This is a genomic window from Streptomyces sp. NBC_00440, from assembly GCF_036014215.1.
Classification (GTDB): domain Bacteria; phylum Actinomycetota; class Actinomycetes; order Streptomycetales; family Streptomycetaceae; genus Streptomyces.
In genome coordinates this window covers 1,650,126-1,666,961 of the sequence record NZ_CP107921.1, presented here as the reverse complement: position 1 = coordinate 1,666,961, position 16,836 = coordinate 1,650,126, and the positions used below count along the sequence as shown (strand labels likewise).

The 16,836-nt window shown below is 69.3% G+C and carries 14 protein-coding genes; 13 read left to right on the top strand and 1 reads right to left on the bottom strand.

The genetic code is table 11. The features are described from left to right. Nucleotides 1-158: 158 nt before the first annotated feature. The gene (uvrA, locus tag OHB13_RS07540; protein ID WP_328376420.1) at nucleotides 159-3,164 is read left to right on the top strand and encodes an excinuclease ABC subunit UvrA; all 3,006 of its coding nucleotides are present in this window, start codon (nucleotides 159-161) and stop codon (nucleotides 3,162-3,164) included. Nucleotides 3,165-3,303: 139 nt separating this feature from the next. Continuing rightward, a complete protein-coding gene (locus OHB13_RS07535; protein ID WP_328376418.1) occupies nucleotides 3,304-4,146 on the top strand; it encodes an alpha/beta fold hydrolase in 843 nt (280 codons plus the stop codon). Between the two features lie 129 nt (nucleotides 4,147-4,275). Here OHB13_RS07535 and OHB13_RS07530 read toward each other — a convergent pair whose 3' ends face one another. Next, nucleotides 4,276-5,193, bottom strand: a complete 918-nt coding sequence (locus OHB13_RS07530) for a carbohydrate kinase family protein (protein ID WP_266858122.1) — start codon at nucleotides 5,191-5,193, stop codon at nucleotides 4,276-4,278. A 123-nt stretch (nucleotides 5,194-5,316) separates the two neighbouring features. On the opposite strand from OHB13_RS07530, the gene OHB13_RS07525 reads away from it, so the two are divergent. From OHB13_RS07525 to pgi, 11 genes are all read left to right on the top strand, one after another. Continuing rightward, nucleotides 5,317-5,742: a Rieske (2Fe-2S) protein gene (locus OHB13_RS07525; RefSeq protein WP_328376416.1), complete on the top strand. Its 426-nt coding sequence runs from the start codon at nucleotides 5,317-5,319 to the stop codon at nucleotides 5,740-5,742. Nucleotides 5,743-5,795: 53 nt separating this feature from the next. Then, a complete protein-coding gene (gene uvrC, locus OHB13_RS07520) occupies nucleotides 5,796-7,787 on the top strand; it encodes an excinuclease ABC subunit UvrC (protein ID WP_328376414.1) in 1,992 nt (663 codons plus the stop codon). Next, the gene (gene rapZ / locus OHB13_RS07515; RefSeq protein WP_266858125.1) at nucleotides 7,780-8,724 is read left to right on the top strand and encodes an RNase adapter RapZ; all 945 of its coding nucleotides are present in this window, start codon (nucleotides 7,780-7,782) and stop codon (nucleotides 8,722-8,724) included. Before uvrC ends, rapZ begins: the two co-directional genes overlap by 8 nt. Beyond that, nucleotides 8,721-9,749, top strand: coding sequence for a gluconeogenesis factor YvcK family protein (locus OHB13_RS07510; protein WP_266858126.1), 1,029 nt, complete (start codon nucleotides 8,721-8,723; stop codon nucleotides 9,747-9,749). The genes rapZ and OHB13_RS07510 overlap by 4 nt, the downstream gene beginning before the upstream one ends. Next, nucleotides 9,740-10,729: a DNA-binding protein WhiA gene (whiA, locus tag OHB13_RS07505; RefSeq protein ID WP_266858127.1), complete on the top strand. Its 990-nt coding sequence runs from the start codon at nucleotides 9,740-9,742 to the stop codon at nucleotides 10,727-10,729. Before OHB13_RS07510 ends, whiA begins: the two co-directional genes overlap by 10 nt. Before the next feature lie 286 nt (nucleotides 10,730-11,015). Further along, nucleotides 11,016-12,020: a type I glyceraldehyde-3-phosphate dehydrogenase gene (gene gap, locus OHB13_RS07500; protein WP_266858128.1), complete on the top strand. Its 1,005-nt coding sequence runs from the start codon at nucleotides 11,016-11,018 to the stop codon at nucleotides 12,018-12,020. A gap of 107 nt (nucleotides 12,021-12,127) precedes the next feature. Beyond that, nucleotides 12,128-13,339, top strand: coding sequence for a phosphoglycerate kinase (locus tag OHB13_RS07495; protein ID WP_328376411.1), 1,212 nt, complete (start codon nucleotides 12,128-12,130; stop codon nucleotides 13,337-13,339). A 7-nt stretch (nucleotides 13,340-13,346) separates the two neighbouring features. Beyond that, nucleotides 13,347-14,132 (top strand): triose-phosphate isomerase, encoded by a 786-nt coding sequence (gene tpiA, locus OHB13_RS07490; RefSeq protein ID WP_328376409.1) that lies wholly within the window; start codon nucleotides 13,347-13,349, stop codon nucleotides 14,130-14,132. A gap of 105 nt (nucleotides 14,133-14,237) precedes the next feature. Beyond that, the gene (secG, locus tag OHB13_RS07485; protein WP_266858131.1) at nucleotides 14,238-14,474 is read left to right on the top strand and encodes a preprotein translocase subunit SecG; all 237 of its coding nucleotides are present in this window, start codon (nucleotides 14,238-14,240) and stop codon (nucleotides 14,472-14,474) included. 133 nt (nucleotides 14,475-14,607) lie between these two features. Beyond that, on the top strand, nucleotides 14,608-14,943 hold the full coding sequence (locus OHB13_RS07480; protein ID WP_164263395.1) for an RNA polymerase-binding protein RbpA: 336 nt from the start codon (nucleotides 14,608-14,610) through the stop codon (nucleotides 14,941-14,943). Between the two features lie 164 nt (nucleotides 14,944-15,107). Next, nucleotides 15,108-16,763, top strand: coding sequence for a glucose-6-phosphate isomerase (gene pgi, locus OHB13_RS07475; protein ID WP_328380235.1), 1,656 nt, complete (start codon nucleotides 15,108-15,110; stop codon nucleotides 16,761-16,763). Nucleotides 16,764-16,836: the final 73 nt, after the last annotated feature.

Sequence of the window (16,836 nt, the reverse complement as noted above, 5' to 3'; positions counted from 1 at the left end):
GGGTGAAGCTCTTTACCGATGGCCGTAATTCGAATGCGCGTGCTATAGGCTCGTGAGAGACATCCAACAAGCCATCTTCAGACATCGCTGAGGCGCCCCCCATACCCTGGGGAGGGGGCTCCGCCCCTGCTTCTTCTCTCAGAAAGGTGCGGACCGGCGTGGCCGACCGTCTCATCGTTCGTGGCGCTCGCGAGCACAATCTCAAGAACGTCTCGATCGACCTCCCGCGTGACTCCCTGATCGTCTTCACCGGGCTCTCCGGATCGGGAAAGTCCTCCCTCGCGTTCGACACGATCTTCGCCGAGGGGCAGCGCCGCTATGTCGAGTCGCTCTCCTCGTACGCCCGGCAGTTCCTCGGGCAGATGGACAAGCCCGATGTGGACTTCATCGAGGGGCTGTCCCCCGCTGTCTCCATCGACCAGAAGTCGACCTCGCGCAACCCGCGCTCGACGGTCGGCACCATCACCGAGGTCTACGACTACCTGCGTCTGCTCTTCGCGCGCATCGGCAAGCCGCACTGCCCCCAGTGCGGCCGGCCCATCTCGCGGCAGTCCCCGCAGGCCATCGTCGACAAGGTCCTCGAACTGCCGGAGGGCAGCCGCTTCCAGGTGCTCTCGCCGCTCGTGCGGGAGCGCAAGGGCGAATTCGTCGACCTCTTCTCCGACCTCCAGACCAAGGGGTACAGCCGTGCCCGGGTGGACGGCGAGACGATCCAGCTCTCCGAGCCGCCCAAGCTGAAGAAGCAGGAGAAGCACACCATCGAGGTGGTCATCGACCGCCTCACGGTCAAGGACAGCGCCAAGCGTCGCCTCACCGACTCGGTGGAGACCGCGCTCGGGCTGGCCGGCGGCATGGTCATCCTGGACTTCGTCGATCTGCCCGCGGACGACCCCGAGCGTGAGCGGATGTACTCCGAGCACCTCTACTGCGCGTACGACGACCTGTCCTTCGAAGAGCTGGAGCCGCGCTCCTTCTCGTTCAACTCGCCCTTCGGCGCCTGCCCCGACTGCACCGGCATCGGGACGCGCATGGAGGTCGACCCCGAGCTGCTCGTCCCGGACGAGGACAAGTCACTCGACGAGGGCGCGATCTCGCCGTGGTCGCACGGCCACACCAAGGAGTACTTCGCACGGCTGGTCGGTGCGCTCTCCGAAGAGCTCGGATTCCGGACGGACATCCCCTGGGCCGGGCTGCCGCAGCGCGCCAAGAAGGCCCTGCTGAACGGCCACAAGACCCAGATCGAGGTCCGCTACCGCAACCGGTACGGGCGGGAGCGCGCCTACACGACCTCCTTCGAAGGCGTGGTGCCCTTCGTCAAGCGGCGGCACTCGGAGGCCGAGAGCGACTCCAGCAGGGAGCGCTTCGAGGGCTATATGCGCGAGGTGCCCTGCCCGACCTGTGAGGGCACCCGGCTGAAGCCGATCGTCCTCGCGGTCACCGTGATGGAGAAGTCCATCGCCGAGGTCGCCGCGATGTCGATCAGTGAGTGCGCGGACTTCCTGGGCCGGCTGAAGCTCAACGCCCGCGACAAGAAGATCGCCGAGCGGGTGCTCAAGGAGGTCAACGAACGGCTGAAGTTCCTGGTCGACGTCGGTCTCGACTACCTCTCGCTCAACCGCGCGGCGGGCACGCTCTCCGGCGGCGAGGCGCAGCGCATCAGGCTGGCGACGCAGATCGGTTCCGGTCTGGTCGGTGTGCTGTACGTGCTGGACGAGCCGTCCATCGGCCTGCACCAGCGCGACAACCACCGTCTCATCGAGACGCTCATCCGGCTGCGCGACATGGGCAACACCTTGATCGTCGTCGAACACGACGAGGACACCATCAAGGTCGCCGACTGGGTCGTGGACATCGGCCCCGGCGCGGGTGAGCACGGCGGCAAGGTCGTGCACTCCGGGTCGCTGAAGGACCTGCTCACCAACAAGGAGTCCCTGACCGGCCAGTACCTGGCGGGCAAGAAGGCCATCCCGATCCCGGACGTGCGCAGGCCCGTGGACCCGGGGCGGCGGCTGACGGTGCACGGTGCCCGGGAGAACAACCTCCAGGACATCGACGTGCCCTTCCCGCTCGGGGTGCTGACCGCGGTCACCGGTGTCTCGGGATCCGGCAAGTCGACCCTGGTCAACGACATCCTCTACACGCACCTGGCGCGTGAGCTCAACGGCGCGCGTACGGTGCCCGGCCGGCACACCCGGGTCGACGGCGACGACCTGGTCGACAAGGTCGTTCACGTCGACCAGTCGCCCATCGGCCGTACTCCCCGGTCCAACCCGGCGACGTACACCGGTGTCTTCGACCATGTGCGCAGGCTCTTCGCCGAGACGATGGAGGCCAAGGTCCGGGGGTACCTGCCGGGGCGCTTCTCCTTCAACGTCAAGGGCGGCCGCTGCGAGAACTGCTCGGGCGACGGCACGATCAAGATCGAGATGAACTTCCTGCCGGATGTGTACGTCCCGTGCGAGGTCTGCCACGGCGCGCGCTACAACCGGGAGACCCTTGAGGTCCACTACAAGGGCAAGTCCATCGCCGAGGTCCTGGACATGCCGATCGAAGAGGGCCTGGACTTCTTCGAGGCCGTCCCGACCATCGCGCGTCATCTGCGCACGCTCAACGAGGTGGGCCTCGGCTACGTCAGGCTCGGGCAGTCCGCGCCGACGCTGTCGGGCGGCGAGGCACAGCGGGTGAAGCTGGCGAGCGAGCTCCAGAAGCGCTCCACCGGCCGCACCGTCTATGTCCTGGACGAGCCGACGACGGGCCTCCACTTCGAGGACATCAGCAAGCTGATCAACGTGCTGTCGGGCCTGGTCGACAAGGGGAACACGGTGATCGTCATCGAGCACAACCTGGATGTCGTCAAGACGGCGGACTGGGTCATCGACATGGGGCCCGAGGGCGGCAACGGCGGAGGCCTGGTCATCGCGGAGGGCACCCCGGAGCAGGTCGCGGGGGTCCCGGCCAGCCACACCGGGAAGTTCCTCCGGGACATCCTGGACTCCGACCGGATCAGCGACGCGACTCCGGTCAGCAAGGCGCCGGCGAAGAAGGCCGCAGCGAAGGGGGCCGCAGTGAAGAAGACAGCGGCCAAGAAGCCGGCAGCGGAGAAGGCAGCGCCGAAGAAGGCGGCCGCGAAGAAGACGACGCGTACACGCCGCGCCTCGTCGTGACTGTGCTGTCGATGCGGCGCAGTCCGTGCTGTGCTGTCCGAACCGGGCTGTCCGCGCGGTGCTTGTCCGCGCGGTGTTGTCCGTGACTCCGGCGGTGACGGGGGGCCGGCGCCCCTGACGGATGGGGGAGCGTGAGGCCTTGACGGAGGTACGGACCGACGACGGCGCACGGCTCTGGGCCGTGCGCCGGGGCCAGGGTCAGCCCGTGGTGTTCTGCCACGGCGGCCCCGGCCTGTGGGACACCCTGCAGGACGTGGCCGACCTGCTGCCCGGGTACGCCGTGCACCGCTGGGACCAGCGGGGCTGCGGCCGCTCGGGCCCGTCCGACGGCCCGTACACGGTGGCCCGCTCGGTCGCCGACCTCGAAGCAGTCCGCCGCCACTTCGACCTGGACCGGATGGCGCTGCTCGGCCACTCCTGGGGTGCTCAGCTGGCCCTGTGCTACGCGCTGGAGCATCCCGACCGGGTCGGCGCACTCGTCTATGTCTCCGGCACCGGCATCGATCCGGTGGACACCTGGTATCCCGAGTTCGTCCGCGCGTTCCGCCGGGGCCTGGAAGAGGCACCGGCACCCCGGGGGGAGCTGGACGACCGCAGCAGTGTCGTACTGCGCTGGTCGGTGGAGTTCCAGGACCGGACCCGCGCGCACCGGCTCGCGGAGCGGATGGCCACCCCCTGGTACGGGGTCAACCTGGCCGCCAACGACACCATCAACGCGGAGAACCGATGGAGCTGGGGCACCCCCGCCCTGCGCGGACGCTGTGCGGAGCTGGACATCCCGGTACTGATCGTGGACGGGGACCGCGACCTCCGCCCCCGCTCGGCCGTGGACTCCCTGGCGAGCGCCCTGCCGCGGGCCGAGCGGGTCGTCCTGCGCGGTGCCGGGCACCTTCCCTGGGCCGAGGACCCGGCAGGCTTCCGGTCGGCGGTGACCGCCTTCCTGCTGAGGCAGCCGGGCCTGGCCCCTCCTGATCCGGCCTGATCCGGCCTGATCCGAACGACCTGACTCCAACGACTCCGGCCCGATCCCAACGACTCCGGCCCGGTCCTCACCCGAGCCCTCACGCGGGCCCCGGCCCCCACGCGAGCCCTGGTCCGAGGGTGCGAGTCCCTAGGTCAGCTCCCGCGCGTACGGCGGCTGGGCCCCCGTACGTGAGCAGGTCACCGCGGCCGCCCGGGCCGCGAAGCCCAGGACCTGGGCCCAGTCGTCGCCGGACAGCGCACCCGTCGCCGCGGCCGACAGGGCGTCCCGCTCCGCGAGGCTGTGCAGCAGCGCGGCGTTGACCGTGTCACCCGCGCCGATCGTGTCCACCACATCGACCGCCGCACCGGGGACCGCGTACTCGCCTCCCGCCCTGGTCCGTACGGTCAGGCCGTCGCCGCCGTGCGTGACCACCACCGCCTGCGGCCCCGCGGCCAGCCACTCCTCCGGGGTGCCGCCGAGCCACTGGGCGTCCTCCTCCGACAGCTTCAGGAGGGTGACATCGGGCAGCCAGCCCCGGAACCGTTTCCGGTAGGCGTCCCCGTCCTGGATCAGCCCCGCCCTGATGTTCGGGTCGAGCAGGGTGAACACCCCGCGCGCCGATTCCCGCCGCAGCAGCGCCTCGTACGCACTCGCACCCGGTTCGAGGACCAGCGAACAGGTGCCCAGCGACAACGCCCGCACCTCGGCGGGCAGTTGCTCCGGGAGTTGGAAGAGCCGGTCCGCGCTGCCCTCGGCGTAGAAGCCGTATCCCGCGGAACCGTCGTCGCTCAGCGCCGCCACCGCGAGCGTCGTCGGCTCCGGTCCGCGCTGCACCAGCGAGAGGTCCACCCCGGCCGCCCGCAGCCCGCCGAGCAGCGCCTCGCCGAAGCCGTCGGTGGACACCCGCGAGCAGAAGCCCACCCGGGCACCGAGCCGCCCCAGGGCGACCGCCGTGTTGTAGGGCCCGCCGCCCAGCCGTGGCAGCAGTGCGGGCAGCGGCTCACCGGGCGCGGCGGCGTTCTGCGGCACCAGGTCGATCAGGGACTCTCCGGCGACGGTGATCACGGATCCCGAACGTAGCCGAAGTTCCCGGGCCCGTAAACGCCGCGAACACCCCGTGCGATGGCGGAGATCTCCACCGGTATGGTCGGTTCCGTCGCTGATGCCTGCTGAACAGTGGAGCCTCCCATGTCCGGTCTGCCCCCCGCTCGTCGTTCCGTCCTCATGGGGGCCGCCCTGGCGGGCGCCGCGGGGCTCGGGCTCACCGCCTGCTCCGGCGGGGGCAGTGGCACCTCGTCCGGGCCGGACAAGCCCGTCGACCTCGGCGCGGCGGACGCCGTGCCGGTCGGGGGAGTGAAGTACTACCGGGACCAGTTCCTGCTCGTGAGCCGGCCGAGCGCCGACGAGTACAAGGCGCTCTGGTCGCGGTGCACCCACCAGAACTGCCCCCTGCAGAAGATCGAGGGCAAGGTCGGCATCTGCCCCTGCCACGGCAGCCGCTTCGACGTCACGACGGGCAAGGTGCTGCAGGGCCCCGCCAGCCGCCCGCTCGCCGACGTACCGGTCAAGGTGGTGGGCGGAAAGCTGATCGCGGGCCCCGACAAGAAGGCCTGACGCCCGCCCGCGGCGACTCCGCGCTGTCAGTCACCGCCAGTAGGGTGGGAGACATGGCAGACCCCTCCAGTTACCGCCCCAAGCCGGGACAGATCCCCGACTCCCCGGGGGTCTACAAATTCCGCGACGAGCACCACCGGGTGATCTACGTCGGGAAGGCGAAGAGCCTGCGCCCGCGCCTGTCCTCGTACTTCCAGGACCTGGCCCATCTCCACCCGCGCACCCGGACGATGGTCACCACGGCGGCCTCCGTGGAGTGGACGGTGGTCGCCACCGAGGTCGAGGCGCTCCAGCTCGAATACTCCTGGATCAAGGAATTCGACCCCCGTTTCAACGTCAAGTACCGCGACGACAAGAGCTATCCGTCCCTCGCGGTGACGATGAACGAGGAGTTCCCGCGGGTGCAGGTGATGCGCGGCCCCAAGAAGAAGGGCGTGCGCTACTTCGGTCCCTACGGCCACGCCTGGGCCATCCGCGAGACCGTCGACCTGATGCTCCGCGTCTTCCCCGTACGCACCTGCTCCGCCGGGGTGTTCAAACGCTCCGCGCAGATCGGCCGCCCCTGCCTCCTCGGCTACATCGGCAAGTGCTCGGCGCCCTGCGTCGGCCGCGTCACCCCCGAGGAACACCGCGAACTCGCCGAGGAGTTCTGCGACTTCATGGCCGGCCGCACCGGCACGTACATACGCCGCATCGAGCAGGAGATGCGGGACGCGGCGGAGGAGATGGAGTACGAGAGGGCGGCCAGGCTCCGCGACGACATAGAGGCGCTCAAGCGCGCCCTGGAGAAGAACGCGGTCGTCTTCAACGACGCCACCGACGCCGACCTGATCGCGGTCGCCGAGGACGAGCTGGAGGCCGCCGTCCAGATCTTCCACGTCCGGGGCGGCCGGGTCCGCGGCCAGCGCGGCTGGGTGACCGACAAGGTCGAGGCCGTGGACACCTCCGGCCTCGTGGGGCATGCGCTCCAGCAGCTGTACGGCGAGGAGAAGGGCGAGGGCGTGCCCAAGGAGGTGCTGGTCCCGGCCCTCCCGGAGCAGGCCGAAGCCGTCACCCAGTGGCTCGCGGACCGCCGCGGTTCGCATGTCTCGCTGCGCATCCCGCAGCGTGGCGACAAGAAGGACCTGATGGCGACCGTCCAGCGCAATGCCCAGCAGGCACTGGTGCTGCACAAGACGAAGCGCGCCTCCGACCTCACCACCCGCTCCCGGGCCCTGGAGGAGATCGCCGCCGCGCTCGGCCTGGACAGCGCGCCGCTGCGGATCGAGTGCTACGACATCTCGCACCTCCAGGGCGACGACGTGGTGGCGTCGATGGTGGTCTTCGAGGACGGTCTGGTCCGCAAGGGGGAGTACCGCCGCTTCCAGATCAAGGGCTTCGAGGGGCAGGACGACGTCCGGTCCATGCACGAGGTGCTCACCCGGCGCTTCCGGCGGTACCTCCAGGAGAAGGAGCGGACGGGGGAGTGGACCGAGGAGCAGGCCGCCGGGGCTGTCGAGGACGACGGCCGTCCCAAGCGGTTCGCGTACCCGCCCCAGCTGGTGGTGGTCGACGGCGGCCGGCCCCAGGTGGCGGCGGCGAAGCGCGCTCTCGACGAGCTGGGCATCGACGATGTCGCGGTCTGCGGTCTCGCCAAGCGGCTGGAGGAGGTCTGGCTGCCCGATGACGACGACCCGGTTGTCCTGCCCCGGTCCAGCGAGGGGCTCTACCTCCTCCAGCGGGTGCGTGACGAAGCCCACCGTTTTGCCATCACCTATCAGCGCGCCAAGCGGGCCAAGCGCTTCAAGGCGGGGCCGCTCGACTCCGTCGCCGGTCTGGGCGAAACCAGGAAACAGGCCCTGATCAAGCACTTCGGCTCCGTCAAGAAGCTGAAACAGGCCACAATCGAGCAGATCTGCGAAGTGCCCGGGATAGGCCGCAGGACGGCCGAGTCGGTGGCCGCGGCGCTCGCACAGGCGGCCCCGGCCGCCCCTGCCGTGAACACGGCAACAGGAGAGATCATTGAAGACGACGGGGAAGACGACGGGGGCGACACACATGAGTGATGAGCAGGAACGGGACGGAGCAGACGTGAGTACGGGCAGTGCGGGCACGGGCACACCGGCCGAGACCGCGGAAGCAGCCATTCCGGAGCTGGTGATCATCTCCGGAATGAGCGGCGCCGGGCGTTCCACCGCGGCGAAGTGCCTGGAGGACCTGGGCTGGTTCGTCGTCGACAACCTCCCGCCCGCGCTGATCCCCACCATGGTCGAGCTCGGCGCCCGCTCACAGGGCAACGTGGCCCGTATCGCCGTGGTCGTCGACGTACGCGGCCGCCGGTTCTTCGACAACCTGCGCCAGTCCCTCGCGGACCTGGCCGCCAAGCAGGTCACCCGGCGGATCGTCTTCCTGGAGTCGTCCGACGACGCGCTGGTGCGCCGCTTCGAATCGGTCCGCAGACCGCACCCCCTCCAGGGGGACGGCCGGATCACCGACGGCATCGCCGCCGAACGCGACCTGCTGCGCGAGCTGCGCGGTGACGCCGACCTGGTGATCGACACCTCCAGCCTCAACGTGCACGAACTGCGGGCCAAGATGGACGCCCAGTTCGCCGGCGACGAGGAGCCCGAGCTCCGGGCGACGGTGATGTCCTTCGGATACAAGTACGGACTCCCGGTCGACGCGGACCTCGTCGTCGACTGCCGGTTCCTGCCCAACCCGCACTGGGTCCCCGAGCTGCGCCCCTTCACCGGCCTCAACGAGGAGGTGTCCGCGTACGTCTTCAACCAGCCGGGCGCCAAGGAGTTCCTCAACCAGTACAGCGAGCTGCTCCAGATCATCGCCACCGGCTACCGGCGCGAGGGCAAGCGCTACGTGACCATCGCCGTCGGCTGTACCGGCGGCAAGCACCGCTCCGTGGCGATGTCCGAGAAGCTCGCCGCCCGGCTGGCGTCGGAAGGGATCGAGACGGTGCTGGTCCATCGCGACATGGGGCGCGAGTGACAGGGCGCAGCACCGCCAAGCTGCGGCGCGTACGGCTGGTACCGGGCCGGATCAGGCGCGGCACCCAGCCGAAGGTCGTCGCACTGGGCGGCGGGATGGGGCTCTCCGCCTCGCTCGCCGCGCTGCGCCGCATCACCGGGGACCTGACCGCCGTGGTGACCGTCGCCGACGACGGCGGCTCCAGCGGCCGGCTCCGCGAGGAGCTGGGCGTGCTGCCGCCCGGCGATCTGCGCAAGGCGCTCGCCGCGCTCTGCGGGGACGACGACTGGGGGCAGACCTGGGCCCGCGTGATCCAGCACCGCTTCCAGTCCAAGGGCGAGCTGCACGAGCACGCGGTCGGCAATCTGCTGATCGTCGCCCTGTGGGAGCAGCTCGGCGACCATGTGCAGGCCCTTGACCTGGTCGGCAGGCTGCTCGGCGCGCACGGCAGGGTGCTGCCGATGTCCGCGGTGCCGCTGGAGCTCCAGGCGCTGGTCCGCGGCCACGACCCGGCCCGCCCGGACGACGTCGACACGGTCCGCGGCCAGGCCACGGTCGCCCTCACGCCGGGTGAGGTGCAGTCCGTGCACCTGGTGCCGAACGACCCGCCGGCCGTCCCGGAGGCCGTCGCCGCGGTCCTCGACGCGGACTGGGTGGTGCTCGGTCCCGGCTCCTGGTTCTCCTCCGTGATCCCGCACCTGCTGGTGCCCGAACTGCTCGACGCGCTCGTCGAGACGAAGGCGCGCAAGGTGCTCTCGCTCAATCTCGCGCCGCAACCCGGTGAAACCGATGGCTTCTCACCGCAGCGTCATTTGGAGGTTTTGGCCCGACACGCCCCTAAACTCGCCCTGGACGTGGTGCTTGCCGACGAGGCCGCCGTGCCCGACCGCGCGAGTCTCGCCGAAGCCGCCAAAGGGCTCGGTGCGGCGGTCGAGCTGGCGCCCGTGGCCTCGCCCGACGGCTCCCCTACCCACGACAGGGAGCTGCTGGCCGCCGCGTACGACCGTATTTTTCGGATGCATGGAAGGATCGGCCCATGGCGATGACGGCAGCGGTGAAGGACGAAGTCTCCCGGCTCCCCGTCACCCGGACCTGCTGCAGGAAGGCGGAGGTTTCGGCGATTCTTCGGTTCGCCGGCGGGCTGCACCTGGTGAGCGGGCGGATTGTGATCGAGGCGGAGCTGGACACCGCCATGGCGGCGCGCAGGCTCAAGCGGGACATCCTGGAGATCTTCGGGCACAACTCCGAACTGATCGTGATGGCCCCCGGCGGGCTGCGCAGAGGCAGCCGCTACGTCGTACGGGTCGTGGCGGGCGGCGATCAGCTGGCACGCCAGACCGGCCTGGTGGACGGCCGCGGCCGCCCCATCCGCGGTCTGCCCCCGCAGGTGGTCTCGGGGGCCACCTGTGACGCCGAGGCGGCCTGGCGCGGCGCCTTCCTGGCACACGGCTCGCTCACCGAGCCCGGCCGCTCCTCCTCCCTGGAGGTGACCTGCCCCGGGCCCGAGGCCGCGCTGGCCCTGGTGGGCGCGGCGCGCAGGCTGCAGATCGCGTCCAAGGCCCGTGAGGTCCGCGGTGTGGACCGGGTCGTCGTCCGGGACGGGGACGCCATCGGCGCCCTGCTCACCCGGCTCGGCGCGCACGAGTCCGTCCTGGCGTGGGAGGAGCGGCGGATGCGCCGCGAGGTCCGCGCCACCGCCAACCGCCTCGCCAACTTCGACGACGCCAACCTCCGCCGCTCGGCACGGGCCGCGGTCGCCGCCGGGGCCAGGGTGGGCCGTGCGCTGGAGATCCTCGCCGACGAGGTGCCCGAGCACCTCGCGGCGGCCGGCCGGCTGCGGATGGAGCACAAGCAGGCGTCGCTGGAGGAACTGGGCGCGCTCGCCGACCCGCCGCTCACCAAGGACGCCGTCGCGGGCCGGATCCGCCGGCTGCTCGCCATGGCCGACAAGCGGGCACAGGATCTGGGCATTCCCGGTACGGAGTCCACGCTGTCGGAGGAGATGGACGACAGCCTCGTCGGCTGAACCGCCCGGCCCGGCGGAAGCCCCCGCTGTATTCCCGATTCCTGATGTCGCATTCCGGAAGAGTCCAACGCGTCGGTGCCGGTGCCCATATGGGTACCGGCACCGACGTATGAGCCAGTGAATGTACTGGTGGGTAGGGGTGTCCGTACCGGATGTCAAATTCCGTACGGTCCTGTTCGATATGACCCTGGGGGCTTTCGAGAGGTAGGGTCGGAGGCGGTCGGGGACATCCCATACATCTCGCCGTGGCGTCGAAACCCGGCGTACCAACGAGGAGATCGAGTTCGTGACGATCCGCGTAGGCATCAACGGCTTTGGCCGCATCGGTCGTAACTACTTCCGCGCGCTGCTGGAGCAGGGTGCTGACATCGAGATCGTGGCTGTCAACGACCTGGGTGACACCGCGACCACCGCGCATCTGCTGAAGTACGACACGATTCTGGGCCGTCTCAAGGCCGAGGTCACGCACACCGCAGACACCATCACCGTTGACGGCCACACCATCAAGGTGCTGTCCGAGCGCAACCCGGCCGACATCCCCTGGGGTCAGCTGGGCGTCGACATCGTGATCGAGTCGACCGGCTTCTTCACGAAGAAGGCCGATGCCGAGAAGCACATCGCCGGCGGCGCCAAGAAGGTCCTCATCTCGGCTCCGGCCAAGGGCGAGGACATCACCATCGTGATGGGCGTCAACCAGGACAAGTACGACGCGGCCAAGCACAACGTCATCTCCAACGCCTCCTGCACCACCAACTGTGTGGCGCCGATGGCCAAGGTTCTCCTGGAGAACTTCGGCATCGTCAAGGGCATGATGACGACGGTCCACGCGTACACCAACGACCAGCGCATCCTGGACTACCCGCACTCGGACCTGCGCCGCGCCCGCGCCGCCGCCGAGAACATCATTCCGACCACCACGGGTGCCGCCAAGGCCACCGCGCTGGTCATCCCGGAGCTTGAGGGCAAGCTCGACGGCATCGCGATGCGCGTCCCGGTCCCGACCGGCTCCGTGACCGACCTGGTCATCGAGCTGGAGCGCGAGGTGACCAAGGACGAGGTCAACGCCGCGTTCCAGAAGGCCTCCGAGGGCCAGCTCAAGGGCCTCCTCGACTACACCGAGGACCCGATCGTCTCCTCGGACATCGTCAACTGGCCGGCGTCCTGCACCTTCGACTCCTCCCTGACCATGGTCCAGGGCAAGAGCGTCAAGGTCATCGGCTGGTACGACAACGAGTGGGGCTACTCCAACCGCCTGGTCGACCTGACCGTCTTTGTCGGCAACCAGCTCTGAGCACGGGCCGGTAGGCAACTCGATGTGAGCACGGGGCCCGGACTGCGCGACGAAGCGCGGTCCGGGCCCCGTGGCCTGTCCAGATCGTCCAAGGAGTCCAGGAACCCATGAAGACCATCGACGAACTTCTCGCCGAAGGGGTCGCGGGCAAGCGGGTATTCGTCCGCGCCGACCTCAATGTGCCGCTCTCCGGCACCACCATCACCGACGACGGCCGGATCCGTGCCGTCCAGCCGACGGTGGCCAAGCTCGCGGAGGCCGGCGCCCGTGTCGTCGTCGCCTCGCACCTCGGCCGCCCGAAGGGCGCCCCGGACCCGGCGTTCTCGCTCGCGCCCGCGGCGGCGCGCCTCGGTGAACTCCTCAGCGCCGACGTCGCGTTCGCGACCGACACGGTCGGCGATTCCGCCAAAGCCACCGTCGCCGCTCTCAAGGACGGCCAGGTCGCCGTCATCGAGAACCTCCGCTTCAACGCCGGTGAGACCTCGAAGGACGACGCCGAGCGCGGCGCCTTCGCCGACCGGCTCGCCGAGCTGGCCGATGTCTACGTCGGCGACGGCTTCGGCGCCGTGCACCGCAAGCACGCCTCGGTCTACGACCTCCCGGCCCGCCTGCCGCACGCCGCCGGCTACCTCATCGCCACCGAGGTCGCCGTCCTGAAGAAGCTGACGTCCGACGTCAAGCGCCCGTACGCCGTGGTCCTCGGCGGCGCCAAGGTCTCCGACAAGCTCGGCGTCATCGACCACCTGCTCGACCGGGCCGACCGCATCCTCATCGGCGGCGGCATGGCGTACACCTTCCTCAAGGCCCAGGGCCACGAGGTCGGCAGCTCCCTCCTCCAGGAGGACCAGATCCCGGTGGTCCGCGAATACCTGGAGCGCGCCAAGGCCAAGGGCGTGGAGTTCGTGCTCCCGGTCGACGTCGTGGTCTCCGCGGAGTTCCCCGACCTCAAGGCCAAGGAGCCGACGCACCCCGAAACCGTTCCCGCGGACGCGATCCCGGCCGGGCGGATGGGTCTGGACAACGGCCCCGAGACCAACAAGCTCTACGCATCGAAGCTCGCCGACGCGGCCACCGTCTTCTGGAACGGCCCGATGGGCGTCTTCGAGCACCCCGACTACGCCGACGGCACCCGCGCCGTCGCGCAGGCGCTCCTCGACAGCCAGGCCTTCACGGTCGTCGGAGGCGGTGACTCCGCCGCCGCGGTCCGCATCCTGGGCTTCGACGAGAACAAGTTCGGACACATCTCGACCGGTGGCGGTGCCAGCCTCGAATACCTTGAGGGCAAGACGCTTCCCGGCCTCGCCGCACTGGAGAACTGACAACCTCATGACAAATCAGAGCACCCGCACCCCGCTGATGGCGGGCAACTGGAAGATGAACCTCAACCACCTTGAGGCCATCGCGCACGTCCAGAAGCTCTCCTTCGCGATCACCGACAAGGACTACGACGCCGTCGAGGTAGCGGTCCTGCCGCCCTTCGTGGACCTGCGCTCCGTCCAGACACTCGTCGACGGCGACAAGATCAAGATCAAGTACGGCGCCCAGGACATCTCGGCGCACGACTCCGGCGCGTACACCGGTGAGATCTCCGGGCCGATGCTGGCCAAGCTCAAGTGCGCCTATGTGGCCGTCGGCCACAGCGAGCGCCGCCAGTACCACGCCGAGACCGACGAGATCTGCAACGCCAAGGTCAAGGCCGCCTACAGGCACGGCATCACCCCGATCCTCTGCGTCGGCGAGGGCCTGGACGTCCGCAAGGCCGGCCAGCAGGTCGAGTACACGCTGGGCCAGCTCGACGGCGGTCTCAAGGAGATCCCGGCCGACCAGGCCGAGTCGATCGTGATCGCGTACGAGCCGGTCTGGGCCATCGGCACCGGCGAGGTCGCCACCCCCGAGGACGCCCAGGAGGTCTGCGGGGCGATCCGCGGCCGGCTGGCCGAGCTGTACTCGCAGGAGCTGGCCGACAAGGTCCGCATCCAGTACGGCGGCTCCGTCAAGTCCGGGAACGTGGCCGCGATCATGGCGCAGCCCGATGTGGACGGTGCGCTGATCGGCGGCGCTGCCCTCGACGCCGACGAGTTCGTCAAGATCGTCCGGTTCCGCGACCAGTGAGTATGCGCTAGCGCGGATCCGTCGTACCCTTGCGGGGCCGAGACGGCTGGCAGCAGCCGTCCGGCCCCTTCGTCCGTTTTGAGTTCCGAGGAAGTTGGTCCAGCCGTGATTCTGGGGTTCTCGATCGCCCTGATCGTCTTCAGCCTGCTGCTGATGCTGCTGGTGCTGATGCACAAGGGGAAGGGCGGCGGCCTCTCCGACATGTTCGGTGGCGGTATGCAGTCGTCCGTCGGTGGCTCCTCGGTCGCCGAGCGCAACCTCGACCGCATCACCGTGGTGCTGGCCCTGCTGTGGTTCGCGTGCATCGTCGTACTCGGCCTGCTGATGAAGCTGAAGAACTGACCGTCCGTATCCACGTTCTCTCCGCGTGTTGCCCGCGTTTCGGTGCGGGGGTGTAACTCCAATCACTGGACGCGCGTTGGGCCTTCCGTAGACTGGGGCATCTTCGAGCACCATCACGCAGGGAGTTACGACCGTGGCAAGTGGCAACGCGATCCGGGGAAGCCGGGTCGGAGCGGGGCCGATGGGGGAGGCCGAGCGGGGCGAGTCCGCACCGCGCCTCCGCATCTCCTTCTGGTGCTCGAACGGGCACGAGACGCAGCCGAGCTTCGCCCACGATGCGCAGGTTCCGGAGACCTGGGACTGCCCGCGCTGTGGGTTCCCGGCCGGTCAGGACAGCGACAACCCCCCGGACCCGCCGCGCACCGAGCCGTACAAGACGCACCTCGCCTACGTGCGCGAGCGGCGCAGTGACGAGGACGGCGAGGCGATCCTCGCCGAGGCCCTCGCGAAACTGCGGGGCGAGATCTGACAGCGTGAATTCCGGCCGGAACCCACTCGGGTGTCCGGCCGGACTGCGTAGCGGCCACTGCCCATAGCCGGGAGCGCTGGTCGCGACGCTCGTGCGCCGGATCAATTAGGTTGGACGGAGCGGGGCAGGTACGCAGGTACGAGAAGAATGGACTGATGTCCGAGATGAACGCAGAAGGCCGTACCAGGCTCAACCAGATGCCCGAGTGGACAGCTCTGGGCAAGCACCGGGAGCAGCTGGGCGACACGCGTCTGCGGGAGCTGTTCGACAGGGATCCGGAGCGAGGGCGCACCTACACCCTCCGGGCGGGCGACCTGTATCTCGACTACTCCAAGCACCTGGTGACCGGCGAGACGCTCGGCCTGCTGCGCGAGCTGGCCGACGCCGCCGGGGTGGCCGGGCTGCGTGACGCGATGTTCCGCGGCGAGAAGATCAACACCACTGAGGACCGCGCGGTGCTGCACACCGCGCTCCGCGCCCCGCGCGGCGCGGTGGTCGAGGTGGACGGCGAGAACGTGGTGCCCGCCGTGCACGCCGTGCTCGACAAGATGGCGGCCTTCTCCGACAAGGTCAGGTCGGGGGAGTGGACCGGCCACACCGGCAAGCGCATCAGGACCGTCGTCAACATCGGCATCGGCGGCTCGGACCTGGGCCCCGCGATGGCGTACGAGGCGCTGCGCTCCTTCACCGACCGCAACCTCCAGTTCCGCTTCGTCTCGAACGTCGACGGGGCCGATCTGCACGAGGCCGTAAGGGACTTGGACCCGGCGGAGACGCTTTTCATCATCGCCTCCAAGACCTTCACCACCATCGAGACCATCACCAACGCGACCTCCGCGCGCAACTGGCTGCTGACGAATCTGAGGGCCGATCAGGACGCGGTGGCCAAGCACTTCGTGGCGCTGTCGACGAACGCGGAGAAGGTCGCGGACTTCGGTATCGACACGGCCAACATGTTCGAGTTCTGGGACTGGGTCGGCGGGCGGTACTCGTACGACTCGGCGATCGGCCTCTCGCTGATGATCGCGATCGGCCCGGAGCGCTTCCGGGAGATGCTCGACGGTTTCCACCAGATCGACGAGCACTTCCGCACCGCGCCGGCCGAGGAGAACATCCCGCTCCTGCTGGGCCTGCTGGGCGTCTGGTACGGCGCGTTCTTCGACGCCCAGTCGCACGCGGTCCTGCCGTACTCGCACTACCTCTCCAAGTTCACCGCGTACCTCCAGCAGCTGGACATGGAGTCCAACGGCAAGTCCGTCGACCGTGACGGCAATCCGGTCGACTGGCAGACGGGGCCCGTGGTCTGGGGGACGCCGGGCACCAACGGCCAGCACGCGTACTACCAGTTGCTGCACCAGGGCACCAAGGTCGTCCCGGCGGACTTCATCGGCTTCGCCAAGCCCGTCGACGACCTGACGGCGGGTCTGGAAGGCCAGCACGACCTCCTGATGGCGAACTTCATCGCCCAGACCCAGGCCCTGGCCTTCGGCAAGACACCCGACGAGGTACGGGCCGAGGGCGTCGCCGAGGAGCTGGTCCCGCACAAGACGTTCCGCGGCAACCACCCGACGTCCACGATCCTCGCCGATGCGCTCACCCCGTCGGTCCTGGGCCAGCTGATCGCGCTCTACGAGCACAAGGTCTTCGTCCAGGGCGCGATCTGGAACATCGACTCCTTCGACCAGTGGGGCGTCGAGCTCGGCAAGGTGCTCGCCAAGAAGATCGAGTCCGTCATCACCGGCGGCAAGGGCGGCGCTGACCTGGACAGCTCCACCGCCACGCTGGTCGACACCTACCGCGCGCTGCGGGCCAAGCAGTAGCAGCGCGGTACGGACACAGCAGGACCGGCCCGCACCCCCTCGGCAGGGAGTGCGGGCCGGTCCTGTTCCGTAC